The 26985-nt window shown below is 71.6% G+C and carries 21 protein-coding genes; 5 read left to right on the top strand and 16 right to left on the bottom strand.

Annotated elements, in window-relative coordinates; genetic code table 11:
• Window positions 1-99 precede the first annotated feature (99 nt).
• The 11 genes from DEJ04_RS18720 to DEJ04_RS12190 all read right to left on the bottom strand — a co-directional run bounded on the left by DEJ04_RS18720 (window position 100) and on the right by DEJ04_RS12190 (window position 15974).
• Window positions 100-1062, bottom strand: a complete 963-nt coding sequence (locus DEJ04_RS18720) for a family 16 glycosylhydrolase (RefSeq protein WP_258371371.1) — start codon at window positions 1060-1062, stop codon at window positions 100-102.
• Window positions 1063-1353: 291 nt separating this feature from the next.
• A complete protein-coding gene (locus tag DEJ04_RS12145; protein ID WP_111022349.1) occupies window positions 1354-2547 on the bottom strand; it encodes an alpha-hydroxy acid oxidase in 1194 nt (397 codons plus the stop codon).
• A 134-nt stretch (window positions 2548-2681) separates the two neighbouring features.
• Complete coding sequence (locus DEJ04_RS12150) at window positions 2682-4169, bottom strand: rhamnulokinase family protein (protein WP_111047221.1); 1488 nt, start codon at window positions 4167-4169, stop codon at window positions 2682-2684.
• Window positions 4170-4228: 59 nt separating this feature from the next.
• On the bottom strand, window positions 4229-6277 hold the full coding sequence (locus DEJ04_RS12155; RefSeq protein WP_111047222.1) for a bifunctional aldolase/short-chain dehydrogenase: 2049 nt from the start codon (window positions 6275-6277) through the stop codon (window positions 4229-4231).
• A 40-nt stretch (window positions 6278-6317) separates the two neighbouring features.
• The gene (gene rhaI, locus DEJ04_RS12160) at window positions 6318-7490 is read right to left on the bottom strand and encodes an L-rhamnose isomerase (RefSeq protein WP_111047223.1); all 1173 of its coding nucleotides are present in this window, start codon (window positions 7488-7490) and stop codon (window positions 6318-6320) included.
• Window positions 7491-7681: 191 nt separating this feature from the next.
• Window positions 7682-10000, bottom strand: coding sequence for a family 78 glycoside hydrolase catalytic domain (locus DEJ04_RS12165; RefSeq protein ID WP_111047224.1), 2319 nt, complete (start codon window positions 9998-10000; stop codon window positions 7682-7684).
• A 119-nt stretch (window positions 10001-10119) separates the two neighbouring features.
• Window positions 10120-10998, bottom strand: coding sequence for a carbohydrate ABC transporter permease (locus tag DEJ04_RS12170; RefSeq protein ID WP_111047225.1), 879 nt, complete (start codon window positions 10996-10998; stop codon window positions 10120-10122).
• On the bottom strand, window positions 10995-11927 hold the full coding sequence (locus DEJ04_RS12175) for a carbohydrate ABC transporter permease (RefSeq protein WP_375334732.1): 933 nt from the start codon (window positions 11925-11927) through the stop codon (window positions 10995-10997). Before DEJ04_RS12175 ends, DEJ04_RS12170 begins: the two co-directional genes overlap by 4 nt.
• Window positions 11928-11932: 5 nt before the next feature.
• Entirely contained in the window at window positions 11933-13252 is a 1320-nt protein-coding gene (locus DEJ04_RS12180) for an ABC transporter substrate-binding protein (protein ID WP_111029963.1), read from the bottom strand.
• Window positions 13253-13816: 564 nt separating this feature from the next.
• Complete coding sequence (locus DEJ04_RS12185; protein WP_111047226.1) at window positions 13817-14920, bottom strand: LacI family DNA-binding transcriptional regulator; 1104 nt, start codon at window positions 14918-14920, stop codon at window positions 13817-13819.
• A 43-nt stretch (window positions 14921-14963) separates the two neighbouring features.
• Window positions 14964-15974, bottom strand: a complete 1011-nt coding sequence (locus DEJ04_RS12190) for a LacI family DNA-binding transcriptional regulator (protein ID WP_111047227.1) — start codon at window positions 15972-15974, stop codon at window positions 14964-14966.
• A gap of 254 nt (window positions 15975-16228) precedes the next feature.
• Between DEJ04_RS12190 and DEJ04_RS12195 the strand changes: the two genes are divergently transcribed.
• From DEJ04_RS12195 to DEJ04_RS12210, 4 genes are all read left to right on the top strand, one after another.
• Window positions 16229-17584 carry an MFS transporter gene (locus DEJ04_RS12195; RefSeq protein WP_071247718.1) on the top strand — a complete coding sequence of 452 codons (1356 nt, stop codon included), beginning with the start codon at window positions 16229-16231 and terminating at the stop codon, window positions 17582-17584.
• A complete protein-coding gene (locus tag DEJ04_RS12200; protein WP_071247715.1) occupies window positions 17581-17922 on the top strand; it encodes an L-rhamnose mutarotase in 342 nt (113 codons plus the stop codon). Before DEJ04_RS12195 ends, DEJ04_RS12200 begins: the two co-directional genes overlap by 4 nt.
• Before the next feature lie 25 nt (window positions 17923-17947).
• Entirely contained in the window at window positions 17948-18880 is a 933-nt protein-coding gene (locus DEJ04_RS12205) for a metallophosphoesterase (RefSeq protein WP_111047228.1), read from the top strand.
• Window positions 18881-19057: 177 nt separating this feature from the next.
• Window positions 19058-20119 (top strand): NADP-dependent oxidoreductase, encoded by a 1062-nt coding sequence (locus DEJ04_RS12210; protein WP_051596869.1) that lies wholly within the window; start codon window positions 19058-19060, stop codon window positions 20117-20119.
• A gap of 43 nt (window positions 20120-20162) precedes the next feature.
• On the opposite strand, the gene DEJ04_RS12215 is transcribed toward DEJ04_RS12210, so the two are convergent.
• From DEJ04_RS12215 to DEJ04_RS12225, 3 genes are read right to left on the bottom strand one after another with little or no spacing between them, the layout of a single operon-like run.
• Entirely contained in the window at window positions 20163-21023 is an 861-nt protein-coding gene (locus tag DEJ04_RS12215) for an ABC transporter permease (protein ID WP_027466217.1), read from the bottom strand.
• Window positions 21010-21987, bottom strand: coding sequence for an ABC transporter ATP-binding protein (locus DEJ04_RS12220; RefSeq protein WP_111047229.1), 978 nt, complete (start codon window positions 21985-21987; stop codon window positions 21010-21012). Before DEJ04_RS12220 ends, DEJ04_RS12215 begins: the two co-directional genes overlap by 14 nt.
• Window positions 21984-23060, bottom strand: coding sequence for an outer membrane lipoprotein carrier protein LolA (locus DEJ04_RS12225; RefSeq protein WP_146248703.1), 1077 nt, complete (start codon window positions 23058-23060; stop codon window positions 21984-21986). The genes DEJ04_RS12220 and DEJ04_RS12225 overlap by 4 nt, the downstream gene beginning before the upstream one ends.
• A gap of 125 nt (window positions 23061-23185) precedes the next feature.
• Here DEJ04_RS12225 and DEJ04_RS12230 point away from each other — a divergent pair, with 125 nt between their 5' ends.
• Window positions 23186-24667 carry an FGGY-family carbohydrate kinase gene (locus DEJ04_RS12230; RefSeq protein WP_111047231.1) on the top strand — a complete coding sequence of 494 codons (1482 nt, stop codon included), beginning with the start codon at window positions 23186-23188 and terminating at the stop codon, window positions 24665-24667.
• 97 nt (window positions 24668-24764) lie between these two features.
• Here the strand turns inward: DEJ04_RS12230 and DEJ04_RS12235 are convergent, their stop codons facing one another.
• Both DEJ04_RS12235 and DEJ04_RS12240 read right to left on the bottom strand, forming a co-directional pair.
• Window positions 24765-25247 carry a ribose-5-phosphate isomerase gene (locus tag DEJ04_RS12235; RefSeq protein WP_111047232.1) on the bottom strand — a complete coding sequence of 161 codons (483 nt, stop codon included), beginning with the start codon at window positions 25245-25247 and terminating at the stop codon, window positions 24765-24767.
• Window positions 25244-26983, bottom strand: a complete 1740-nt coding sequence (locus DEJ04_RS12240) for a dihydroxyacetone kinase family protein (protein WP_111047233.1) — start codon at window positions 26981-26983, stop codon at window positions 25244-25246. The genes DEJ04_RS12235 and DEJ04_RS12240 overlap by 4 nt, the downstream gene beginning before the upstream one ends.
• Window positions 26984-26985 lie beyond the last annotated feature (2 nt).

Here is a 26985-nt window from a genome sequence, read left to right on the forward strand (position 1 = left end):
GGCGCGCGACGCCCTGAACGCGACCACGCAGACGGACGGGAGGCCCGGTGCCAGCTGGCACCGGGCCTCCCGTCCGTCCGTGGTGCGGACCTGCGGACGCTACTCGGTCGTCGAGACCCAGTCGATGAGCAGGTTGCCCTGCTCGCCCCAGTTGCCGACCTGGAACATGAAGCGGTGCGGGGTCGTCGGCACGTCGTGCGTGATCGTGCCGAGGACCTTGCCGTCGACGCTGTAGGTCACGGACTCACCGGGGACCCAGTCGACCTTGTAGGTGTGCCAGTCGCGCCACGAGACGCCGGTGCCGAGCTGGACGCGCTCGGCTTCCTTGCCCGGGGTCATCGAGTGGTGGAACACCGAGGGGCTGTCCTCGAAGTTGCCCTCGGGGAAGTCGATCTCGCCGTCGGCCCACACGTTCGACGTCGGCCACAGCATGAAGGCCGCGCCGTTGCCGTCGCCGCCGGTCGCCTTCGCGCGGACCGAGAACGAGCCGCCGACGTGGTCCCAGGCGCCGTCGGAGGAGCCGAAGGTGCCGGCTGCTCCGGCACCGGTGCCGAGGGCGACGTCCATCACGCCGTCGTGCACCGACACGGTCTTGCTCGGCGCGTAGATGCCCGAGGTGCCGTCGGGGTAGGGCTGCCACGACTGCGGGTACAGGGACTGGACGAGGCCGGTGACGGCGTTCGTGCTGAAGTCCTCGACGAACGAGGCGTCCGGTGCGATCGCGGACAGGTCCGCGGGGGAGGCCTCAGCCTCGGGTGCCGCTTCCGGCGCGACCTCGGACTCGGGCTCGGCCTCTGCGTCGGGCGCGGGCTCGGCCACGGGGGCGGAGTCCTCGATCGGCGCGGAGTCCTGCTCGGGCTCCGTGTCCGGGGCCCACTCCTCGGTGGGGGCCGGGGCTTCCGTCTCGTCCGGGGCCGGCGTCGGGGTGGGGTTCACCGGTGCGTTGTGCCAGCGGCGCTCGCCGTCCCAGCCCCACCAGGTGCGGGCGGAGGCGGCGGTGGGGACACCGAGGACCAGGGCGCCGGCGGTCGCGACCGCCAGGATCGCGCGGTGGCGGATCATCGGGTGCCCCCTCGGGTGACCGGGGGTGTGGGCGTGGTGCGTGAGGTCGTGCCGCGCGAGGGCGTGCACGTGCTTCGGGTCGAGATGTCGGGCTCCTCGTGGATGCTCGGGCGCAGGATGCGGGGAGGGACGGACGCATCAGCCGGCCGGATGCCGAGGGTTTCGTTGACACGTCCACGGACATCTTGCATCATTTGTGACCCATTCGGGGGGCGTCACGGAAATCGACCGACGAACGCCCGGTGTCCGCCGCCCGAACGTGCACCATGCAACGCGCGGCTAGCCGACCGCTCAGGCCCGGGGGATCGGCTGCAACCGTTGCAGCTGCGTCACGTGCCCCGGCTCGAGCTCGTCGAGCGAGGCCACCCCGAGCAGCCGCATGGTCCGCTCGATCTGCTCGGACAGGATCTGGATCATCCGGTCCACCCCGGCCTCGCCGCCCGCCATCAGCCCGTACAGGTAGGCACGGCCGACCATCGTGAACGTCGCGCCGAGGGCCACGGCAGCCACGATGTCGGCGCCGGACATGATGCCCGTGTCGAGGTGCACCTCGGTGTCCTTCCCGACCTCCTTCACCACGGAGGGCAGCAGGTGGAAGGGCACCGGGGCGCGGTCCAGCTGCCGGCCGCCGTGGTTCGACAGCGTGATGCCGTCGACGCCCAGGTCGGCCAGGCGCTTGGCGTCCGCCAGGGACTGCACGCCCTTCACGACGATCTTGCCCTGCCACTGGTCACGGATCCACGCGAGGTCCTCGTAGGTGACGGTCGGGTCGAACATGTGGTCGAGCAGCTCGCCGACGGTGCCGGACCAGCGGTCGAGCGACGCGAACGCCAGCGGTTCGGTGGTCAGGAAGTCGAACCACCACCACGGCCGCGGGATCGCGTTCACCACGGTCCGAGCGCTCAGCTGCGGCGGGATCGAGAACCCGTTCCGCTTGTCCCGCAGCCGCGCACCCGCGACGGGGACGTCCACGGTGACGAGCAGGGTGTCGAAGCCTGCCTGCTGGGCGCGGGAGACCAGCGCCATCGACTTCTCGCGGTCCTTCCACATGTACAACTGGAACCAGTTGCGCCCGTGCGGGTTGGCGTCGCGGACGTCCTCGATCGCGGTGGTGCCCATCGTGGAGAGCGAGAACGGGATCCCGGCGCGTCCGGCGGCCCGGGCCCCGGCCCGCTCGCCCTCGGTCTGCATCATCCGCGTGAAGCCCGTCGGCGCGATGCCGAACGGGTACGACACCGGCGCCCCGAGCACCTGGCGCGAGGTGTCCACCCGCGACACGTCCCGCAGGATCGCCGGGGTGAACTCGATGTCCTCGAACGCCTGCCGGGCGCGGGCCAGTGAGATCTCCGCCTCGGCCGCGCCCTCGGTGTAGTCGAACGCGGCCTTCGGGGTGCGGCGGGCGGCGATGTCCCGGAGGTCCCAGATCGTCAGGGCCTGTTCGAGGCGCTGACGCCGACCCGGCAGTGAGGGCTTCTTGAACTGCATGAGCGGGGCGAGGTCCCGCACCGTCGGCAGCTGCCGCTTGACCCGCGTGCGAGCGGCGGACGCGGAGCCGGTCGCGGGTGCCGGTGCCGGTGCGCCGGTCGCGGGGTCGATCCGGTGCTGGTCGTCGGTCGTGGTCATGCGTGGCTCCTGACGGGGGATCGATCGGGATCGGCGCGCGACGACGCCGACGGGGTGTACCGCACGGGCTCGACGCTCCGTGCGACGATGCTGCGGAGTGCCTCCAGTGAAGCCCCTCCGAGGCCCGCGAGTCCAGCGGCGCGCGCCTGCACCAGCACGTTGCCGAGTGCGGTGGCCTCGACCGGTCCGGCCACGACCGGCAGGCCGGTGCGGTCCGCGGTCAGCTGGCAGAGCAGCCGGTTCTGCGAGCCGCCGCCCACGACGTGGACGACCCGGATGGTCTTGCCGGTCACGTCGGCGATGGTGCGCAGGGTCTCGGCGTACGCCGTCGCGAGGGACTCGAGGATGCTCCGGACGAACTCCGCCCGCGACGCGGGGGCGCTGAGCCCGTGCGCCGCGCACCACGCGGTGATCCGCGCCGGCATGTCGCCGGGCGCCGTGAACGACTCGTCCGCGGGGTCGAAGACGGGGACCGGGGCGGTGACGGCCGCGGCGGAGGCGAGCAGGGCCTCCAGGTCGACCTGGTCGCCACCACGCTCCCAGGTGCGGACGCTCTCCGACAGCAACCACAGTCCGGACACGTTCTTCAGGAACCGGACGCGGCCGTCGACACCGCCCTCGTTCGTGCAGTTCGCGCGTCGTGCCGCGTCCGACAGGACGGGCGCGTCGAGCTCGACGCCGACGAGCGACCACGTGCCCGACGAGATGTAGGCGAAGTCCGGCTCCGTCGCGGGCACCGCGACGACGGCGCTCGCCGTGTCGTGCGAACCGACCAGCGTCACGTCGGCCTGGCCGCCGACGAGCTCGGCGACGGACGGCAGCAGCGGGCCGAGTCGGTCGCCCGGGTCACGCAGCGTGGGCAGCAGCCCGGCCGGGAGGCCCGCAGCAGCCCGCATCGCAGGGTCCCACCCACGGGTGGTCGCGTTCAGTGCCCCGGTCGTCGAGGCGTTCGTGCGCTCGGCCGCCTCGACCCCCGTCAGCCAGTACCCGAGCAGGTCGGGCACGAGCAGCGCACGCTGCGCGAGCTGCAGTGACGGGTCGGCAGCCCACTGGAACAGGGTGTTGAACGGCAGGTGCTGCAGGCCGTTCCGGGCGTACAGCTCGGTGGCGTCCATCCGGTCGTGCACGGGGACGACACCGCCCTGGTGCCGGTCGTCGCGGTAGTGCGACGGCAGCCCGAGCAGTCGGCCGTCGCGGAGCAGGCCGTAGTCGACCGCCCACGAGTCGATGCCCATGCTGGCGATCGCGGGGTGCTCGGCGAACGCACGCCGCAGCCCCTCGGTCACCTGCCGGTACAGCTCGACGACGTCCCAGTGCAGGGCGTCGCGGCCGGTGTCGGCGTCGCCCTCGTGCAGGGTGACGGGGCCGTTCGGGAACCGCGCGACGTGGTCCATCCGGACCCCGTCCTGGTCGACGTGGCCGACGATCACCCGGCCGCTGGTCGCCCCGAGGTCGACCGCGGCGACGCTGCCGCTGGTGTGCATGCCGTGCTCCTGCTCGGTTCGTTGGTCGTCGCTCGTTGGTCGTCGGTCGTCGGTCGTCGCTACCGCAGGAAGGCCGCGGCGACGCCGGCGTCGACGGGCACGTGCAGGCCGGTGGTGTGCGAGAAGTCGTCGGTGCAGATGGCGTAGACGGCGTTCGCGACGTTCTCGGGCACGACCTCGCGCTTCAGGATCGTGCGCTGCGCGTAGAACTTGCCGAGGTCCTGCTCCTCGATGCCGTACGTCTTGGCGCGGTTGGCGCCCCAGCCGCTCGCGAAGATGCCGGAGCCGCGCACGACGCCGTCGGGGTTGATGCCGTTCACGCGAACGCCGTACTCCCCGAGCTCGGCCGCGAGCAGCCGCACCTGGTGGGCCTGGTCGGCCTTCGTGGCGGAGTACGCGATGTTGTTCGGCCCGGCGAACACCGAGTTCTTCGACGAGATGTAGACGATGTCGCCGCCCAGGCCTTGCTCGATGAGGACCTTCGCCGCGGCCTTCGACACCAGGAACGAGCCCTTCGCCATCACGTCGTGCTGCAGGTCCCAGTCCTGCTCGGTGGTCTCGAGCAGGCTCTTGGACAGCGACAGACCCGCGTTGTTGACGACCAGGTCGAGGCCGCCGAAGTGCAGCAGGGTCTGCTGGATAGCCTGGTCGATCGCGGCGGCGTCCGTCACGTTCGCGGCGACGCCGATGGCTTGGTCGAGGCCGCCGATCTCGGCGGCGGTCTCCTGCGCCTTCGCCAGGTCGAGGTCGGCGATGACGACGGCGGCGCCCTCGGCCGCCAGGCGCTTCGCGATCGCCTTGCCGATGCCCGACGCTGCTCCGGTGACCAGGGCGATGCGCGTCGCGAGCTTCTTGGGCGCGGGCATCCGCTGCAGCTTCGCCTCTTCGAGGGCCCAGTACTCGATCCGGAACTTCTCGGCCTCGTCGATGGGGGCGTAGGTACTGACGGACTCGGCACCGCGCATCACGTTGATCGCGTTCACGTAGAACTCGCCGGCGACGCGGGCGGTCTGGGCGTCCTTGCCGTACGAGAACATCCCGACACCGGGCACCAGCACGATGAGCGGGTCGGCGCCGCGGATCGCGGGGGAGTCCGGCGTCCGGTGCCGGTCGTAGTAGGCCTGGTAGTCCGCGCGGTACTGCTCGTGCAGGTCGTGCAGGCGGGCGGTCTGCTCGTCGACGGAGGCCGTTGCGGGCAGGTCGAGGATGAGCGGCTTGACCTTGGTGCGCAGGAAGTGGTCCGGGCAGCTGGTGCCGAGTGCCGCGAGTGCTTCGGCGCGCTCGCTCGCCAGGAACTCGAGCACGACATCGCTGTCGGTGAAGTGCCCGACGACCGGCTTGTCGTGCCCGGCGATGCCGCGGATCGTCGGGGCGAGGGCTGCGGCGCGTGCGCGACGTTCGTCGGTCGGCAGTGCTTCGAACCCCGCTCGGAGGCCGCCGAACGGCTCCGCCGTGCCGTGTTCCGCGAGGTACTGCTCGGCGGTGTCGATGATCCAGCGGGAGTTCGCTTCGGCCTCGTCGCTCGTGTCCCCCCACGCGGTGATCCCGTGGCCGCCCAGGATCGTGCCGATCGCCTGCGGGTGGTCACGCTTGACGCCTGCGATGTCGAGCCCGAGCTGGAACCCGGGCCGGCGCCACGGCACCCAGACGACCCGGTCGCCGAAGATGCGCTCGGTCAGGGCCGGACCGTCCGCTGCCGTGGCGATCGCGATGCCGGCGTCGGGGTGCAGGTGGTCGACGTGGGCGGCGTCGACGAGGGCGTGCATGGCGGTGTCGATCGACGGCGCGGCACCACCTTTGCCGTGCAGCGTGTAGTCGAACGCGGCGACCATCTCGTCCTCGCGCTCGACGCCGGGGTAGACGTCCTGGAGGGCCCGGACGCGGTCGACGCGCAGGACCGCGAGGCCCGCCGGGGTGAGGGTGCCGAGGTCGCCCCCGGAGCCCTTCACCCAGAGCAGCTCGACCGGTTCGCCCGTGACGGGGTCGGTGTCGGTGCCCTTGGCGGAGGTGTTCCCGCCCGCGTAGTTCGTGATCCGCGGATCCGAGCCGAGCGCGTTCGAGCGCGCGACCAGCGCCCGGATCGTGGTGTCTGCGTCGGTGCCGTGCATTGCGGGGTCCACCCGTGCCTCCACTGTGTTCGTCATGTTCCTACGCGCCCCAGCCGGCCTGGACGCCGCCGACGCGGTCCTCGGCGATGGACTGCTGGTAGCCCGACTCGAGGTACGCGCGCATCGGGTTCGCCGGCAGTCCGCGGGACTCGCGCCACTCGGCCAGGTCCTTCCGGACGTCGGTCTGGTACGCGTCCATGAAGACCTCGTTCGCGCCGAGGACGTCGTGCGCCTCCTGCGCCGCGGTCAGTGCGACGCGGTCCAGGAGCAGCGCACGGGCCGTCATCTCCTGCACGTTCAGCACGGAGCGGATCTGGCCGGGGATCTTGTCCTCGATGTTGTGGCACTGGTCGAGCATGAACGCGACGTCGGGGTTGTCGTACCCGCCGCCGCGGATGACCTCGACCAGGATCCGGAACAGCTGGAACGGGTCCGCTGCGCCCACGATCAGGTCGTCGTCGGCGTAGAAGCGCGAGTTGAAGTCGAAGGAACCGAGCTTGCCGAGGCGCAGGAGCTGCATCACGATGAACTCGATGTTCGTGCCGGGGGCGTGGTGCCCGGTGTCGAGGCAGACCATCGCCTTCGGCCCGAGCGCCGCCGTCTGCACGTAGCTGGTGCCCCAGTCGGGAACGTCCGTGTGGTAGAACGACGGCTCGAAGAACTTGTACTCGAGCACGAGCCGCTGGTCGGCACCGAGGCGGTCGTAGATCGTGCTGAGCGACTCGTGCAGGCGGTCCTGGCGGGAGCGCATGTCCTCCTGCCCCGGGTAGTTCGACCCTTCGGCGAGCCAGATCTTCAGGTCGCGGCTGCCGGTGGCGTCCATCACGTCGATGCAGCGCAGGTGGTGGTCGATCGCCTTCTGCCGGATCGTCTCGTCGACGTGGGTCAGGGCGCCGAACTTGTAGTCGTCGTCCTGGAACGTGTTCGAGTTGACGGTGCCGAGCGACACCCCGTGCTCCTCGGCGTGGCGCTTGAGGTCGGCGAAGTCGTCCACCAGGTCCCACGGGATGTGCAGTGCGACGGTGGGCGCCAGGCCGGTGTACTGCTGCACCTGGGCGGCGTCGGCGATCTTCTCGTAGGGGTCGCGCGGGGTGCCCGGCGTGCTGAACACCTTGAAGCGAGTGCCGGAGTTGCCGAAGGCCCAGCTGGGCAGCTCGATCTGCTGTCGTGCCAGCTGGTCGGCGATGCCGGCGAAGCTCGGGGTCGATGTCATCGTGTCACTTCCTCGTGTGCGATTGAATCGTTTCATACAGTACGGCGCGCGGCGGTCTGCCGCAACCGTGGTGGTGTCGTGGTGCCGCGGGTAGTGCCGCGGGTGGTGCCGCAAAACACCGGTGTTCACGTGGTGAACACGCGCGTTCGGGGGTTCGACGCGCGAACACCGGTGTTTTGCGGACCAGGGTCCTACGCGGCGGGGACCGCGGCGGGGGCGCGCAGGTCGTGCGTTCCGCCGCCGACGCGCTGCTCCGCAGCACCCGGCAGGCGCACCACGGCGGTCACGCCCTCGGGGACGGTCGCCCGGACGCGCAACTCCCCGTCGACGAGCTCCCACCGCACGGCGACGTGCCCGTGCACGGTGTCGAGCGAGGTCTCCGCCCACGTCAACCCACCGCCCGGCTGCGGGGCGATGAGCACGGACTCGTACCCCGGCGACAGCGGCGACAGACCACCCACCACCCGGTGCATCCAGTCCGCCACGGCACCGAGTGCGTAGTGGTTGAACGAGGTCATCTCACCCGGGTTGATCGTGCCGTCCGGCAGCATCGAGTCCCATCGCTCCCACACCGTCGTCGCGCCCATCGTCACCGGGTACAGCCACGACGGGCACTCCGTCTGCAGCAGCAGCCGGTAGGCGTCCTCCAGGTGGCCCGTCTGCGTCAGCGCGTCGGTGATGAAGGGCGTTCCCGCGAAGCCCGTCGAGATCCGGTACCCGGACGCCTCGACCAGCTCGGCGAGACGCTCGCCGGCCATGGCCTGCTCCTGCTCGGACAGGATCCCGAACACGATCGCCAGTGTGTACACCGTGGTCGCGTCCGACAGGATCCGCCCGTCGTCCTGCAGGTAGTGGGTGCGGAACCCGGCCTGGAGGCGCGTGGCGAGTTCCCGGAACTCCGCTGCTTCCGCCTCGTGACCGCCCAACAGCTCCGCCGCGTCCGCCACGATCGTCGCGGACCGGTAGGCGCAGATCGTCGCGACGACGCCCTTGTCGGCCTTCGCGTCGGCCGGGGCCTCGGGCGGGGCGTCCGGGTCGAGCCAGTCGCCGAACTGGAACACGGTGTCCCACAGGTCCTCCGGGGACAGGTGGTCACGGACCCGGCGCAGGTGTGCGGCCATCGAGTCGAACTGCTCCTCGAGCACCGCGGTGTCGCCGTACGCCTGGTACAGCGTCCACGGCACCCAGACGCCGGCGTCCGACCAGACGGCGGTCGCGTCGGGCGTGCCGAAGTCCTCGGCGGGGGAGTACTTCAGCACGTCCGGCACCACGAACGGGATGACCCCGTCGGCGTGCTGCTGCTCGAGCCAGACGTCGCGCAGCCAGTCGGCCAGGAACGTCCGGGTGTCGAACAGGTACGAGGCCGTCGGGGCGAACGCGGCGATGTCGCCCGTCCAGCCGAGTCGCTCGTCGCGCTGCGGGCAGTCCGTCGGCACGCTCAGGAAGTTGCCCTGCATACCCCGGACGACGTTGTCGTGGAAGGTGTTCAGCAGCTCGTGGCTCGACGCGAACGTGCCGGTGCGGGTGAGGTCCGACCCGACCTGCACGGCGGCGACCGCGGCACGGAGTTCGTCGTGGGTGCCCGGCCAGCCGTCGACCTGCGCGTACCGAAACCCGTGGAACGTGAACCGGGGCTCGAACGTCTCGGGCCCGTCGTCACCGCGCAGGGTGAAGTGGTCCGTCGCCTTCGCGGTGCGCAGTGGGCGGGTGCCGAGCTCGTCGTGCTCGAGCACCTCGGCGTGCTGCAGGGTCAGCACGGTGCCGGCCGGGCCGGTCGCGGTGACGCGGAGCCACCCGACCAGGTTCACGCCGAAGTCGAGCAGGGTCGCTCCCGACGGGCTCGTCCAGATCGCCACCGGGGCGATCTCGGCCAGCGGGCGGACCGGCGGCACGGTGTCGGCGACGAGTTCGCGCTCGCCGATGTCGACCGTGTGCACCGTGCTCGTCCGTCCCTGGTGCCCGTCGACGCTGGGCACGGTGACCTCGCCGGGCGTCAGGAACGAGCCGTCGCGGAGTCGGGCGTCGATGTCCTGCCCGTCGTAGAGCTGGTCGGCGGTGATCGCGCTCGACAGGGCCTGCCAGTCGGTGTCGGTCGTGACGTGCTGCTCGTGCCCGTCGGCGAAGGTGATCCGGAGTTCGGCGAATCCGGCGCGCTCGTCGGTGTACCAGCCACCGCCGCCGCCCCAGGCCAGGCGTCCGGCTGCCCAGCCGTTGCCGACGACGAGCGCGAGGACCGCCGGCTGCCCGGGGATCGTGTCGGTCAGGTGCTCGGTGACGTCGTGCGAGACGACGCGGATGCGCCACTCGTAGCTCGTCCACCCCGGTTCGAGCAGGTGGTCGGAGACACGCTGCCCGCCGAGCCAGGCCTCGACGACGCCGAGGGCGCTGACGTCGAGGGTGGCGGCGGTGACGGCGCCGTGGCCGTCGTCGAGGGGGAACTCCCGACGCAGGATCGGGGCGCTGCCGAGGTCGGTGTCGGCCGCGATGAACGGTGCGGTCCAGGTGGTCATGTGGTGGTCCTTTCACGCGACCGGTCGTCGTCGACCGGTGCGGGGGTCGTGGGCCCGGCCGTCCGCCCGGGTGGGCGGTGTGGTGGAGGCGGGTCGCGCCTCCAGGCCGGGGTGGGCGGTCAGCCCTTGACGGCGCCGCTGGTCATGCCGGCGACGATCTGACGGTTGAAGAAGACGTAGAGGATCAACGGCGGGATCGTGATGAGCAGCACGTCGGTGAACAGCAGGTTCAGCTGGCTGACCGACTGACTCTGGAACGCGTAGAGCGTCTGTTGCACCGTCGCGTTCTCGGACCCCGGCAGGAAGTACAGCGGATTGGTGAAGTCGTTGAACACCGTCACCGACTGCACGAGCACGACCGTGATGATCACGGGCTTGAGCAGCGGCAGCACCACCCCGAAGAACAGGCGGATCGGGCCGGCGCCGTCGAGCACGGCGGCCTCGTCGAGTTCCTTCGGGATCGTCGCGACGAACGCCCGGAACAGCAGGATGCAGAACGACAGGCCGAAGGTCGCCTCGATGAGGATCATCCCGCCCATGGTCTTGAACAGGTTGAGCCCCTGCAGCACCCAGATGGTCGGCACGATCGCCGGCGGCACGATGAGCCCCGCCAGCACGAAGAAGTTGATCAGGGCGTTCCACCGGCTCGGTCGCCGCTGCAGGACGTACCCGACCATCGCGGAGAACACGACCATGACGGTGACGCTGCCGACGGTGAGCAGGGCGCTGTTCCAGAACGCGCGGAGGATCCCACCGTCGCCGCTCTGGAACACCGCCTGCAGGTTCTGCCACAGCTGCCAGTCGGTCGGCAGGCTGAAGCCGAGCTGGTTCGCCTCGGCGGGGTTCTTCGCCGCCTGGAGCAGGACGAACACGAACGGCACCAGGAAGACGACGAAGCTGACGACGATGGCGATCGAGCCGATGATCCACCTGCGGGCACGACCGGGGTGGCGGGACCGCGCCGGGGTGCTGACGCGCGGGCTGGTGAGCGTGGTCACAGCTCCGCCTCCTTGCGGTTGAGGAGCCACGAGATCGGCACCATGATCGCCGTGACGACGACGAACAGGACCACGTTGCCGGCGGTGGACAGGCCGTAGAACCCGGCCTGGTACTGCTTGTAGATCACGCTCGCGATCACGTCGCTCGTGAACCCCGGCCCGCCGCCGGTCATCGCCCAGATCAGGTCGAACGACCGCAGGCCGCCGATGAGCGACAGGATGATGACCGTGCCCATCGCGGGGCGGGACAGCGGCAACGTGATGTTCCGGAAGATCGACCACGCGCTCGCGCCGTCGACCCGTGCCGCCTCGAAGTACTCCTGCGGGATCGCCACGATGCCGGCGATGAAGATGAGCGTCGCGATGCCGACGCCCTTCCAGACGTCCACTGCGGCGACGCTCCACAGGGCGAGCGCCGGGTCGGTCAGCCACCCGGGGGTGGGCAGGCCGACCGAACCCAGTACGCCGTTGATGATCCCGTGGAACGGGTCCATCAGCGCCTTGAACGTGATGCCGATGCCGATGGTCGACACGAGCACCGGGAAGAACACGACCGCCCGCAGGTAGCCGCGCCCCAGCACGGGCGACGTGAGGAGCAGGGCGAGGGCGAGTCCGAGGACCACCTTCGCCGCGCTCGTCACGAAGCCGTACTGGAAGGTGTGCACGAACCCGGAGACGAGCTGCGGGTCCTGGAAGAACCGGACGAAGTTGTCGAAGCCGATGAAGGTCTGGTCGAACAGCGTCCAGCGGGTGAGCGAGAAGTAGAACCCGGCGAAGGTCGGGACCGCGAAGAACACGACGTACAGCGCGATCGCGGGGATGAAGAACCACGCGGGGTAGAACGAGCGCATCCGCTTGCGCGCTGGTCCGGGGCGGCCGGCCTTGGGTGTCTGCGGCGGGGCCACCGCCGTCGTGAGGGTCGCGGTCACGCCGATCACCAGCCCTTGATGCCGAGCTGCTGTGCCTGCTGGACGACGTCGTCGTCGTACTGGTCGGCGCCCTTGCTCGCGGTGGTGATGCCCGAGCCGACCTGCACGCAGATCTTCTCGAGGTTCGGGCCCTTGATCGGGGACAGGAACTCGAGCGCGGGGCTCGCCTTGCCGTCGTCCAGGTACTGCTGCAGGTCGTCGATCATCGGGGGCACGTCGTCCGGCAGCGAGCAGGTCGAGATGACGTACGGGCCGGCGGGGGTGCCGGTGTCGTTCTGCACCTGGCAGCCCTCGGTGGAGTTCGCGAAGGCGACGAACTTCTTCGCCGCGGCCAGCTTGTCGCCCGTGGTCGTCTTCGGGATGTACAGGCCGTTCGGCTCCCAGATCGTCAGGTTCGTGTCCGCGGCGTCCTCGGCCGGCAGGGCGAACGCGCCGATGTCGTCGACGGCGTCGGGGGAGTCCTGCTGGATCGCCGAGATCGCGTTCGTGAGCATCGGGTACTGCGCGCCGGTGCCGTCGGCCAGCATCTTCAGGCCGTTCGCCTGCGTGGCCGAGGCGTAGTCCTCGTTGTAGAGGTCCTTGTCCTTGCCCTCGGCGAGGTGCTCGAACCCGGCGAGAGCGGGTTCGTCGGCGTAGGACTCCTTGTTGGCGGTGTAGTCGTCCGCCCACTTGTCGTCCTGCGCGGTGATGTTCGCGAAGTCGCCGAGGACGAAGAGCTGGCTGGTCCAGGTGTCGCCGTAGGTCTGGATGATCGGGGCGACGTCGCCGGCGTCCTTGATCTTCTCGCTGTTGCTGATGAACTCGTCCCACGTGGTCGGGACCTTGAGGCCGAGGTCGTCGTAGACCTTCGTGTTGTAGAGCACCGCGCCGCCGAAGCTCGTGCCGAACGGGGCGCCGTACATGCCCTTGTCGGTGCTGACGACCTTGGTGAACTGCGGGTCGACGTCACTCGCCCACTTCTCGTCGGACAGGTCCACCAGGGTGTTGTCCGGGTTGAGGGCCTGCATGAGCGAGCCGGAGTTGTAGTTGAAGACGTCGGCGGCCTCGCCGGTCGACAGCCGGGTCTTGATCAGGTTGTCGCCGTCGGTGCCCTGGGGTCGGGTGTCGAACTTGACGGTGATGTCGGGGTTGGCCTTCTCGAAGGCCTCGATGAGCGGCTTCGCGGTGGCCGCGGTGGCCGGGGCGTTGTCGGCCTGGTAGGTGATCTCGACCTTGCCGCCGCCTTCGTCGGCGGAGCCGCCGGACGAGCACGCTGCGAGCCCGCCGATCAGGACCGTCGCGCCGCCGATGGCGATCGCGCGCTTGGTCACGGAACGAACTGACATTCCTTACCTCCTCGTAAGGCCCGGGGCTGGGGTACCCCGGGTGAAACGGACCCGGATCCCGCACCGTCGCGGGGTCCGGTTACTGCGTTTTAGAACGTTTCAATCAGGATGGAACCACGAGGATTGAAGCGTGTCAATCGCTGTGCCGATTTCGTTACGCGCAGCTCGTTCGCTCGCTCGTCGTTTGGCGTTCGGTGCGAGGTTCCACGCTCGGTGACGGGCGCGCGGGCTCGCACGGAGTGCGCAACCTCGCACCGAGCCGACGCGCGGTGCTGCACCGTGCGGTGGTCGCGCCGCCCGCAGGCCGGGAGGCCCGTACCGGCCCCGCCCCGCGCCTCCCGTCCGGCGCCCGGTCGCGTCCACCGGCCCGCGTCGCCTCGTGCGCGCCGGCCCGGCCCGCAGTCCGCTGCCCGCTGCCCGCAGCCCGCAGCCCGCAGCCCGCGGCCCGCTGTCCGCGAAAGCGACAGTGTGCCGCCGAACGTTCGCGCCGATCTGTCGCTCTCGCGGACCGGACGCAGCGACGACCCGCAGAAGTGTCGCTTTCGCGGGTTGGTCCGCCGCCGGTCAGGCCTCGGTGCGCCGCGGGTCGCTCGGTGTCGTGCCGGCGACGGCTGCGGCGGCGGCCGCTGCAGCCGCACCCTCGCGGCCGAGCGTGCTCTCGCGCGGCACCAGCTCGCTGCCGAGCACGACGGTCCGGTGTACGTGCATCGGGTCGGTGAGCTCCTCGAGCAGCAGTTCCACCGCAGCCGCACCCATCTCGGAGCCGTGCATCGTCACCGAGGTGAGCGGCACCGCACCACCCCACGCCACGGAGTTGTGGTCGCAGCCCGACACGGGGATGTCCTCGGGGACACGGATCCCGGCGGCTCGGAGCTCGGAGACGACCGCCATCGCGAGCAGGTCGGTCACGCCCAGCACTCCGTCGGGGCGTTCGTCCTCGGGCATCCGTGCGATGCGGAGCCCGGCGTCGGTGCCTCCGGGCGGGTCGATGTCCCCGGCGTCGACGTCGACGAGTGCGACCCCGGGGTGCGCCGCGACGGCCCGCAGCACGCCGGCCCGTCGGCGGTCGACGGGCTGCAGGTCCGGACGGGCGCTCACGAACCCGATGCGTCGGCAGCCGCGGTCGATCAGGTGCTCGGTCGCCAGGAACCCGGCCTGCTCGTTGTCCACGACCACCGCGCACGCGTCGAGCTCGGTCGGTTCGTAGTTGACGTACACGACGGGTCGGCCGTGTCGCCGCGCGACCTCGACCTGGTCGCGGGACTCCGTCATCGAGGCGAGCAGGATCCCCGACACCCGGGCGCTCTCGAGGTAGGCGAGGTGTTCGCCCTGCGCCTGCAGGTCGTCCTCGCTGCTGGCGATCAGCAGGGTGAAGCCGCGTTCCCGGGCGGCCAGCTGCGCGCCGTTGACCATGTCGCTGAACAGGGAGTTCCGCAGCGACATCACGACCAGGCCGATCGCTCGTGTGCTGCCGGACACCAGGGCGCGGGCGTTGCGGTTCGGGGTGTACCCGAGCGCGTCGATCGCATCCCGCACGCGTGCGGCGGTGGCGTCGGCGACCCGCTCGGGGTGGTTCAGGACGTTCGAGACCGTGGCGAGCGAGACGCCGGCCCGGGCTGCGACGTGGTGCACGCTCGGCGGACCGTCGCGCCGGGGGACATGCACCATGCTCCGATCGTAGGCGGCGGGGGAGCCGTGTCCGGACCGGGCCCTAGGCGTCGGCGACGGAGGACTGCCGCACCACGAGCTCCGGTGTGAACTCCACGTGCTCGAGGTCGATGTCCTGCCCCTGCTCGACCTGCTTCGTCAGGAGTTCGATCGCGCGGCGGCCGAGGTCCTGCGCGGGCTGCCGCACCGACGTCAGCGGGACCACGGCGGACTCGGCGAACGCGATGTCGTCGTAGCCGACGATGGCGATCTGCTCGGGCACCGCGATGGTGCCGCGCATGATGAAGGCCTGTTCGAGCCCGACGGCGAGCAGGTCGTTGGCGGCGAAGACGGCGTCCGGGCGTTCGGCGGCCGGGCGGGCCTGGATCGCTTCGCCGATGCGGCGCCCTTCGAGCACGGACAGCGAGGTGGTCGGCAGGGCTTCGAGCCGGATGCCCGCGGCCTGTGCGGCGGCGAGTGCCCCGGCGTGCCGGTCGGCGACCTGGCGGATGCCGAACGGCCCGCCGACGAAGGCGATGTGGGTGCGGCCGATCGCCGCGAGGTGCTCGACCGCGATGCGGCCACCCGCGACGTCGTCGACGGAGACCGAGGCGAAGTGCTCGTCGTCGGCGCGACGGTCCACCAGCACCACGGCGGTGCCCTGGTCGCGCAGCCGCGCGAGCCGGGACAGGTCGTCGCCGGCGGGGGAGATCAGGAGTCCGGCGACACGGCGTTCCTCGAACAGGTCGACGTAGGTGCGTTCGCGCTCGGTCGACTCGTCGGAGTTGCCGATCAGCACCGCGAGGCCGTTGTCCATCGCAGCGTCCTCGGCGCCCCGGGCGACGTCGGTGAAGAACGGGTTGCCGCCGTCGAGCACGATGAGCCCGACGGTGGAGCTGCGTCCGGCCCGGAGCTGCCGTGCGGAGTCGTTGCGGACGAACCCGAGCGTCGCGATCGCCGACTGCACGCGTTCCACCGTGCCGGGAGCGACCTTGTCGGGGCGGTTCAGCACGTTCGACACCGTGCCGAGGGACACGCCCGCGAGCGCTGCCACCTCTCGCACACTGACCGCCATGTGGCCATCCTGGCATCGGCGCGGTCCGCGCGGTCGGCCCGCGCCGTGATCTGTGGAAAACGCGGACGGGAGGCGCGGGGCGGGCCGGTACCGGGCCTCCCGTCCGTGGGGTGGTTGCGTCGACTGCCCGCGCACGGTGCGAGGTAGGCGGCTGGTGCCCGAGAACCCGCTCTTGCCAGCGCACGCACCGGAGCGCTATCGTCCTCGTCGTCCCGTTGAAACGATTCACCGACGAACACGCGAACGGAGGACCAATGGCGGTCCGCATCGGAGCCCGGAACACCACGGGCTGGAAGGCCACCGTCTCGGTGGCCATGTCGAACTACATCGAGTCGGGGTCGATCATCGCGATCGCCACGAGCCTGAGCCTGTGGCAGGCGGAGTTCCGGATCGGCGACCTCGAGGTCGGCCTGCTCGCGAGCCTGTCCGCGAACGCCTTCGGTGCCGCCGTCGGCGCGATCGTCGGCGGACCGCTGTGCGATCGGTACGGCCGCAAGTTCATCTACACGTACGACCTGCTCCTCTACATGCTCGGCATCCTGCTCGCGGTGTTCGCCGGCAGCTACGGCATGCTCCTGGTCGGCTTCATCCTGACCGGCATCGCCGTCGGTGCGGGTGTGCCGGCGAGCTGGACCTACATCGCCGAGCAGGCCCCTGCGGACAAGCGCGCGGCCCACGTCGGCACGGCACAGCTCGCGTGGTCGATCGGGCCGATGGTCGGGTTCGCCCTGGCGATCGCCGCGGCCCCGCTCGGCCTGCTCGGCAGCCGCCTCATCTTCGCCCACCTGTTCGTCGTCGCCGCCATCGTGTGGTGGCTCCGCCGCGGGCTGCCCGAGTCGGCGATCTGGAAGGACGAGCGCGCGGCCACCGGCACGGCGAACTTCTTCCACGGGATCACCCAGCTGTTCAGCCGCCGGAAGAACCTGACCGCGATGCTGTTCCTGTTCGGCGTCTACGCGCTCTGGAACACCGTCGCCGGTCAGGCCGGCATCTTCCAGCCACGGGTGTACGCGGCGACCGGGGTCACGAGCGTCACCGAGCAGTACGGACTGCAGATCCTGGTCTGGGGCTGCACCGTGGCCGCGACGTACTTCGGCTTCATGCGGTACGCCGACCGGGTCAGCCGCCGAGCGCTCTACGCCGCCGGGGCCGTGCTGGCGATCATCGCGTGGGCCGTCCTCATCTACGCGCCCGCCAACCTCGGCACCCTGCTGTTCTTCGCCGTGGCGTGGGGCATCTCGTCGGGCATCGGCGCGCAGGCGTTCTACGGCCTCTGGACGAGCGAGCTCTTCGCCACCCGGTACCGCGCCAGCGCCCAGGGCGTGCTGTTCCTGGCCGCCCGCGTCATGGTCGGCCTGTTGAGCATCTGGTTCCCGCTGCTGCTGTCGGACATCGGGCTGCGGGCCCTCGGCGGCCTGATCCTGGGCCTCCTCGCGCTGTCGTTCCTGGTCGGCACGATCTGGGCACCGCGGACGCAGGGCAAGACCCTCGAGGCGATCGAGGCCGAGCGCTACGGCACCGTCACCACGGTCACCGGGACGGTCCGCACCGCCGACGAGCGCACCGTCCACGACGCCGAGCAGCGTCGCCGCGAACAGGCCGGCCGGTGACCCGCGTCTGCTTCCGGCTGCAGGTGCAGGTCGAGCTGCTCGACGCCTACCGCGAGCGGCACGCCGCGGTGTGGCCGGCGATGCTCCGGGCGATCGCGGCGGCGGGGCGGCGGAACTACTCGCTGTTCCTCGACGACGACGGACTGCTCATCGGGTACTACGAGACGGACTCGGTGGCCGATGCGGACGCCGCGCTCGCCGCGTCCGAGGTGGCCACGGCGTGGGAGGCGCACATGCAGGACCTCTTCGCCGGCGCCACCGGGCGCGCCGACCAGACGGCGCGGGTGCTGCCCGAGGTGTTCAACCTGGAGGACCAGCTGGCGGCCGCGCCGGACTGACGGGGGCCGTGGCTACCGTGGACGCATGCAGCCGCCAGCAGCCGGGACCCTCCGCATCCTCCACCTCTCCGACACCCATCTGACCGGCGACGGGTCCCTGCACCAGGGCGCGGTCGACACCACGGCCGCGCTCGAACTGCTGCTCGCCCACGTCGACGCGGTGCCCGGCATCGGGCTGGTGGTGGTCTCGGGCGACGTCTCCGAGGACGGCAGCCCGGAGTCCTACGCGACCGTGCGCGACCGCGTCGGCGTCTGGGCGGAGCGGCACGGCGCGGCCGTCGTCGTGGTCCCCGGCAACCACGACCTGCGCGAGGGCTTCCGGCAGGTCCTGGCGAACGGGCACGTCCTGGGCCAGGGCGGCACGGCGCTGATGCACACGCTGGAGTACCTGCCGCCGACGGTGCCCGTCTCCGGGCAGTCGGTCGTCGCCGGGCGCCGGATCGTGACCGTCGACACGAGCGTCCCGGGTGCCGGGTACGGCGAGCTCAGCGACACGGCGCTCGAGCACCTGCGCACGGCCCTCGCCGAAGACGCCCACAGCGGCCCGGACGATGCCCCGCACGGGACCGTCGTCGTCCTGCACCACCCGCCGCTGCCCGCCCCGACCGAGCTGCACGAAGCCCTCCGCCTGCAGAACCCCGAGGCGCTCGCCGACGTCATCCGCGGTTCCGACGTGCGGGTCGTCCTCGCAGGCCACTACCACCACCACTTCGCCGGGGCGCTCGCCGGCGTCCCGGTCCTCGTCGCCCCCGGTGTCGCGAACGACACCGACGTCGTCGGCCCGTACGACGAGGAATCCGCCGTCGTCGACAGCGGCGCCCTCGTCGTCGACGTCGCCGCGGACGGCTCCGTCTGGTCGACACCGGTCCGCGTGCCCCGGGGCGACGCCGACCCGCGGGCGTTCCGCCTCGACCCCGAGACGGTCCGCGCCGTCATCGCGGCCGCCGGCAAGCACTGAGCCCGGTCCCCACGCGCGGTGGACGCGCGTGACGGCGGCCTGGAGGCCCGTGGCGGCGCCGCCACGGGCCTCCAGTCCGTCGTCTGGTCACGTCCACAGCCGCGGTACCCCACGTCTTCGGGTTGCGTGCGGGAACACCGAGTAGCACGGACGCACACCTGGAGCGAAGGAGCACCCATGCGAGTCGGCAGTGCAGTGCAGTACGACCGGTACGGCGACTTCGACGTCGTCGAGCTCGTCCCCCAGCAGAAGCCCGAGGCCGGACCGGGCGAGATCGTCGTCGAGATCGTGGCCGCGGGCCTGAACCACATCGAGCGGTTCCTGCGCGAGGGGAAGCTCCGCGACCACGTCGACCTCGAGTTCCCCGCACACCAGGGCGTCGACTTCGCCGGCATCGTGCGCGCGCGGGGCGACGGCGTGAAGGACCTCCGCATCGGCGACGAGGTGATGGGGCACGCGCCGACCGGCGGTGCCCACGCCACGTGGATCGCGGTGCCGCGCGGCGCCGTCATCAAGAAGCCGGAGCACGTCGGGTGGGAGGTCGCCGGCGGCCTGTACCTGGCGGGCTGCACCGCGGTGTCGGTCGTCCGGTCGCTCCGGCTCGGACCGCAGGACACCGTCGTGATCTCGGCCGCAGCCGGTGGCGTCGGACACATCGAGTGCCAGCTGGCGCACGACGCCGGCGCGACCGTGATCGCCCTCGGCAGCCCCCGCAACCACGACTACCTGCGACAGATCGGCACGCTGCCCGTCGCCTACGGTGAGGGCGAGGAAGACCGCATCCGCGACATCGCCGACGGTCGGCCGATCACCGCGTTCATCGACAACCACGGCGAGAGCAACGCCGAGCTGCTGGCCGAACGGCTCGGCGTCGGCCAGGAGCGGTTCGTGTCGTCCGAGGAGCGCCGGGACATCGAGGTCCGGTTCCTCCGCGCACCCGCCGAGGACGAGGAGACGCGCGAGCTGCTCACCCTGCTGGCGAAGGCCGTGCAGGACCGCCGCGTGCAGGTGCTGATCTCGGGCTTCTACCCGTTCGAGTACATCGTCGAGGCGTACGAGGACCTGGCCGAGATGAAGTCCCGCGGCAAGGTCGTGATCGGGATGCAGACGGTGGAGACCGGGGCACGGCTCGACTGGTACCGCTCCGAGAAGGCCCGTGACCTGCGCGACCGGTACGCCGATGCGCGGGGGACCGACACGGAGACGATGGCCGGTGGATCGGCGTCGCCCGCGAGCTGATCCTCGCAGGGGCCCGGCACCTTCTTGCCGGGCCCCTGCCGCGTCAGCTCAGGATGTCCTTCGAGGCGAACCGGCTGTACGCCAGCGCCCCGAACACCACGACGTACCCGAGCTGCAGCACCGCGTTCGACCCGAACGAGTCGAACGAGATCGGGTCGCGCAGCAGGTCGCCGAACCCGAGCCACTGGTGCGAGAACAGGAACGGGTGCAGCCAGTCGAGCTGGGGGAGCTGGTCGAGCACCTGCGACGCCCCGGCGAGCACGACCGTCGCGGCCATCGCCCCGACCGGCACGTTCGTCAGCGTCGACGTGAACATGCCGATCGCCACGAGCCCGAGCATCGACATCGCGACGTACAGCGCGAGCAGCAGGGCACGGCCGGCGTACGACCAGCCGCCCACCTGGGTGCCGGAGAGCAGCGTGACGGGGCCGATCGGGAACAGCACGGCGCCGATCGCCGCGCCGACCAGCACCACCAGCAGCGTGGCGGCCAGGCAGAACGCGACGGCACCGGCGAACTTCACCAGGATGAACCGCACGCGGCCCGTCGGCGCGACGAGCAGGTAGCGGATCGTGCCGTGGCTGGCCTCGCCCGCGACGGTGTCCCCGGCGACCACGCCGACGGTCAGCGGCAGGAACAGCGGGATCGACACGGTCAGTGCGGTGAACGCGACGAACAGGCCGTTGTTGGTGATGTCGCCGAGGAACGCCGGCCCGCCGTCGTCGCCGTCGGTGGTGAGCTTCACGGCGACCGCGATCAGGATCGGCACGAGCGCGAGTGCCCCGAGCATCGCCCAGGTGCGGCGACGCCGGAACACCAGCGCGAGTTCGGAACCGAGCAGTGCGAACGGGCGCTGCCGGCGGCGGACGGGCAGGTCGCGCACGGCCGCGTCAGGCTGCGACATCGAATCCCTCTCCGGTGAGTGCGACGAACAGGTCCTCGAGGGTGCCGCCGCCCACCGTCAGACCGCGCACCCGGACGTCGGCGCGCACGAGCTCCGCGGTGATCGTCTCGGGCAGCAGCGCGTTCGGCAGGTCGGCCACCAGCACGTCGGCCCCGCCGTCGTGCCGCGGGGTGAGCCCGAGTCGGGTGAGGACGGCACCGGCCTGCCCGACGTCGGGCGTCCGCACGGTCACGGTGCGGGCCCCGGCTGCGCGCAGCTCGTCGAGGGGGCCCTGCGCGACGATCTTGCCCGTCCGCATGACGGCTGCGTGCGTGCAGACCTGTTCGATCTCAGCGAGCAGGTGGCTCGACACGAACACCGTGGTGCCGTCGTCGGCCAGGGAGCGGATGAGGTTGCGGACCTCGCGCGTGCCCTGCGGGTCGAGGCCGTTCGTCGGCTCGTCGAGCACCAGCAGGTCGCGCGGGGACAGCAGGGCGTTCGCGAGACCGAGCCGCTGCTTCATGCCGAGGGAGTACGCGTGCGCCTTCTTGTCGGCCGCGTGGGTCAACCCGACGCGGTCGAGGGCATCGGCGACGCGGGCCTTGCGGGTGCGCGGGTCCGACGTGGGGTCGGCGGCGTCGAAGCGCTGCAGGTTCGCCCGGCCGGACAGGTACGGGTAGAAGGCCGGCCCCTCGACGAGCGCGCCGACGCGGGGCAGGACGTCGTGCAGCGCCTTCGGCATCGGTTCGCCGAGCAGCTCGATGGTGCCGCCGCTCGCGCTCGAGAGCCCGAGCAGCATCCGGATCGTGGTGGTCTTGCCGGAACCGTTCGGCCCGAGGAACCCGAACACCGCGCCGCGCGGCACCGCCAGGTCGATCCCGTCGACCGCACGCTGCTTGCGGAACACCTTCTGGAGGCCCGTGGTGCGGATCGCCAGGTCGGGTGCCGGCCCGGCCGTGCTCGCCTGGTGGTCGTCCGCGCTCACTTCGCGGCGTCGACCAGGGAGGCGACCGGCACGGCACCCGCGAGCACGCGGCCGTCGTCGGTCAGGTAGACCGAGACGAGCGACGTCTGCACGGCACGGCCGCCGTCGACGGGCTTCGTCAGCTGGTCGAGCAGGCCGGAGGCCTCGCCCTCGAGCCCGGACCGGTCGACCGTGCCGGCGGGGAGCTCGGCGATGGTGCTCCAGCCCGTGCCCGTGAAGGTCGGCTCGTCACCGCTCGGGGTGCCACGGTGGTCGCCGTGCTCGCCCTTCGTGTGGGATCCGGCCTCGGGCAGGTCCTTCTCGGTCACCTTCGCGTTCGACGGCGGGGTGAAGTCGAAGAGCCGGGCAGCGGGGGCACCGTAGTCGAGGCTCGTGAACCCGACCTGCACCGCGGGGTCGTCCGCGCCTGCGGCCTGGACGCTCGCGCGGAGCGGGAGTCCGGTCTGTTGGTCGACGGCCAGCCGGACGGCTCCGACGAGGGTGTCGGACGACTTCGGCGTCAGGGTGATCTGCCAGGCGTCGTGTCCGGCGACGCTGACCTCGGTCGGCTTCGACACGGTGGTGGTCGGGGTGATCGCGTCGATGGCCTGCTTCGCGATGTCCGCCGGGGTGGTCGTGCCGCCCCGCGGGTCCTCCGCGGTGTCGCTCGGCAGCGTCACGTGCGTGGCCGTGCGCTCCTTCGAGTCCCAGGTCCAGACGTCCGAGCCGTTGCGGACGACGTCCTGCTCGGCGAGCTGCTGCGTCAGCTGGACGCGCTGCTTGTCGGGGCCGTCGACGTAGACACGGGCGGTGTGCGACGCGGTGAGCAGCCCGAGCACGTCGGAGGCGTCGCCCTCGAGCGAGGAGCCGCCGGACCCGGTGGGCAGTTCGGGGAGCCCGAGTGCGCTCGTCTGCGAGAGCTTGCCCGAGTACTGGGCGTCCGACGACTTCGCGATGCTGGCGATGACGTCCGACGCGCTGGGGTTCGTCCCCGCGATCGGGTCGTTCGCGGCGTTCGCGATCATCGGGGCGGCAACGGCGCCGGCGACGACGACCGGTGCGATGACGGCTGGCAGCCAGGCTGACTTCTTCATCGGGTTCCCCTCGTGGAGCATTGGAGTCGTCGGTACCGTACGTCCGGCCCCCGACAGGCAGCTGGGCGTCGCTCGTAGACTCGTGGCGCGACCGGCGGCGGTCGCGTGGCGGCGAAGGAGGCGGCATGCGAGCGGTGCTCGGTCTGGACATCGGGACGTCGAGCACGAAGGCGTTGCTGGCCCGGTTCGACGGCACCGTGCTCGCCGAGGTGAGCCGTCGCCACGAGGTCGACCGCCCCGAGCAGGGCCTCGTCGAGATGGACTCCGACGTCTGGTGGGAGGAGTTCACCACCCTCACCCGCTCCCTGCTCGACCGCGTGCCCGACGTCGAGGTGCAGGCGGTCGGCGTGAGCGGCATCGGACCGTGCGCGCTGCTGACCGACGTCGACGGTGCGCCGCTCGGTCCGGCGATCCTGTACGGCATCGACACACGCACGGCGGAGTTGCTCGACGACGTCGCGGCCGAGCTCGGCGGCGAGGACGCGATCCGGGCCCGCTGCGGGTCCGCCCTGAGCACCCAGGCCGCCGGCGTGAAGCTCGCCTGGCTCGCCCGGCACGAACCCGACGTCTGGGCGCGGGCTGCCCGGTTCACGATGCCGTCGTCCCGCGTGGTCGAGCGGCTGACGGGCGAGTACGTCCTCGACCACCACTCGGCCAGTCAGACGACACCCCTCTACGACGTGCACGCGAACCGGTGGATCCCGGAGTGGTGCGACCGGCTGGCACCCGGTCTCGCCATGCCGCGCCTGCTGTGGTCGGGCGACCAGGCGGGCGTCGTGACGCCCGAGGCGGCCGCGGCCACGGGCCTCCCGGCCGGCATCCCCGTGACGGCCGGGACCATCGACGCCTGGGCCGAGGGCGTGAGCGTCGGTGAGTCCGTGCCGGGCCGGATGTTCCTGCAGTACGGCACCACGATGTTCATGATCGTGCCGACGGCCGAACCCACGGCGGTGCCGGGGATGTGGACGACCGTCGGCACGCACCCGGGCCAGCCGAGCGTGTCCGGGGGGATGGCGACCTCCGGGGCGATCACGGACTGGCTGCGACGGCTGGTCGACGGCGAGTGGTCGACCATGCTCGAGGAAGCGCGGTGCTCCGGCATCGGGGCGAACGGGCTGCTGATGCTGCCGTACTTCGCGGGGGAGCGGACGCCGATCGCCGACCCCGACGCCCGCGGAGTGCTCGCGGGGCTGACGGTCCGGCACACGCGCGGGGACATCTACCGGGCGACGCTCGAGGCGACGGCGTACGCGGTGCGGCACCACCTCGAGGCCCTGCGCGACGCCGGGGTCGAGGTCCGCGAACTCGTCGGGGCCGGCGGCGGGCTGCTCGGACGGCTGTGGCCCACGATCGTGTCGGACGTCACCGGGCTGCGGCAGACGGTGCCGAGCGTGACGATCGGTGCGTGCTTCGGCTCGGCGTACCTGGCTGCCGAGCTCGTCGCGGGGCCGGGCGACACCGTGGACATCGGTGCGTGGAACCCGCCGGCGACGGTGATCGAACCGGACCCTGCGGCGACCGCGGCGTACGAGGCCGGCTACCGGGACTACCGCGAGCTGTACGAGGCGACGAAGGCCGTCGTGCACCGCTTGGCCGCGCGCGGGTGAGCGGCGCGGGATGGCTCGCAAGACACCGGTGTTCGCGTGCCGAACACCCGAACGGGCGTGTTCAGCGCGCGAACACCGGTGTCGTGCGGAACCCTGCTTACGCCTGGGCGTCGACCCCGGTGGGCGCGCTGCCGTCGTACTCGCAGATCGCCTGCACCTTCTCGGCGCTGGCACTGGAACGGTCGAACTCGTAGCCGAGCCACTCCTTCGCCAGACGGCGGGCGAGCTCGACGCCGACGACGCGCTGCCCCATGCAGAGCACCTGGGCGTCGTTCGACAGGATCGACCGTTCCACGCTGTACGAGTCGTGCGCGGTGACGGCACGGATGCCCGGCACCTTGTTGGCGCTGATCGCCACACCGAGGCCGGTGCCGCAGATCAGGATCGCCCGGTCGGCTTCGCCGTTCGCCACCAGGCGCGCAGCGTCCACGGCGACGTGGGGGTAGGCGGTGTGGCCGTCCGCGTCGACGCCGACGTCGGTGACGTCCGACACCCGGTCGTCGGCGAGCAGGTCGGCCTTGATGATCTCCTTGTAGTCGAACCCGGCGTCGTCGGACCCGATCACGAGACGGTACGTCATGCGTGTGTTCCTTCCTTGTCAGCACGGGCGGCGAGGACCTCGCCGATCCGCGTGAGGATCATCCCCATCGAGGTGGCACCCGCGTCGGGTGTCCCCAGGCTCTTCTCGGCCAGCGGCCTGGCCCGTCCGACCCTCGGCGTGAGGTCGGCGGTGGCCTCGGCCTGCTCGACCGCGACCCGCGCCGCGGTCTCCCACGCTGCCACGAGCGGTGCGCCGGTGTCGACGGCCCCGCGCAGTTCGTCCACGAACGGCAGCAGCGCGTCGAGCAGCGTCTTGTCACCGCGCGATGCCCCGCCCAGGTGGACGATCGAGTCGGCGAAGGCCTGCGCCGCGTCGACGACGTCGGACGCCTGGTACGACTCGCCGTCGTCGCCGAGGGAGCGGCCGAACGCCTCGAGTGCGGCGCCCCACAGGACACCGGAGGTGCCGCCCGCGAACGCGGCCCACGCGTCACCGGCGCGTCCGAGGACGAAGGCGACCCCGGCCTCCGGGCCGAGTCCGTCGACCGCCTTGCGCGCCGCACCGATCCCCTTGACCATGCCGCGGCCGTGGTCGCCGTCCCCGGCGACCGCGTCGATGCGGCCGAGCGTCTCCTCGTGCTCGCGCAGGAGCGCGTCCATCGCCTCGACGGCGGCTCGCGCCGTCTGCGCGGCCTGCCGGGAGGCATCGGTCGCCTCCGGCACGACCGTCGCCTCGTCCTCGGCGGCGTCCACCGCGTCGGCCGGCACGAGCGCCGCGACCGGCGCCGCCACCTTGCGGTACGCGGGCGTGTAGGCGTCGGCGCGCCAGAGCCGTTCGAGTTCGTCGTCGAGCCACTGCAGCGTCAGCGAGCAGCCGCCCATGTCGAGGCTCGTGACGAGTTCGCCGACCTCGGGTTCGACGACCTGGAGCCCGGCGTCCTGCAGCAGCGGCAGCACCCGGCCCCAGAGCAGGAAGAGCTCCTCGTACTTGGTGTCACCCAGCCCGTTGAGGATCGGGGCGACCCGGGAGCCGGCGGCTGCGGGGCGGTCGGTGAGCAGTCGTTCGGCGAGCAGGGACGCCAGGTCCGTCGCCCGGAGCAGCGGGACGTCCTGGATGCCCGGCTCGCCGTGGATGCCGAGCCCCAGGCCGAGGTGGCCGTCGGGGACGGTGAACAGCGGTTCGGTCGCACCGGGCATGGTGCAGCCGGAGAACGCGACGCCGATGGTGCGGGTCGCGGCGTTCGACGCCCGGCCGATCCGTTCGACCTCGTCGAGGTCGGCTCCCTCGGCAGCGGCGGCGCCCATCGCCTTGAAGACGGAGAAGTCACCGGCGATGCCGCGGCGCTTCGTCTCGTCGTCGGCACTGGCGACGTCGTCGGTGACCACGACGATGCGGGTGTCGATGCCCTCGGCACGCAGCCGCTCGGCCGCGAGCCCGAAGTTCATGGTGTCACCGGCGTAGTTGCCGAACGACAGCACGACACCGCGGCCCTGGTCGGCGGCCTTGGCGACCGAGTAGACCTGCGCGGTCGACGGCGAGGTGAAGACGTTGCCGACGACGGCGCCGGTGGCGAAGCCCGGGCCGACGACGCCGCAGAACGCGGGGTAGTGGCCGGAGCCGCCCCCGACGACGACGGCGACCTGCGGTGCGGCCCCCTCGGTGGGCAGGGTGACGACGCCGCCGTGGACGCCGCGGACCCGGTCGGCGTAGAGCGCGAGCCAGCCGCTCAGCTGGTCTTCGGCGAACTCGTCCGGGTCGTCGTGGATCGTGGTCATGG

Source organism: Curtobacterium sp. MCLR17_044 (assembly GCF_003234435.1).
Taxonomy (GTDB): domain Bacteria; phylum Actinomycetota; class Actinomycetes; order Actinomycetales; family Microbacteriaceae; genus Curtobacterium; species Curtobacterium flaccumfaciens.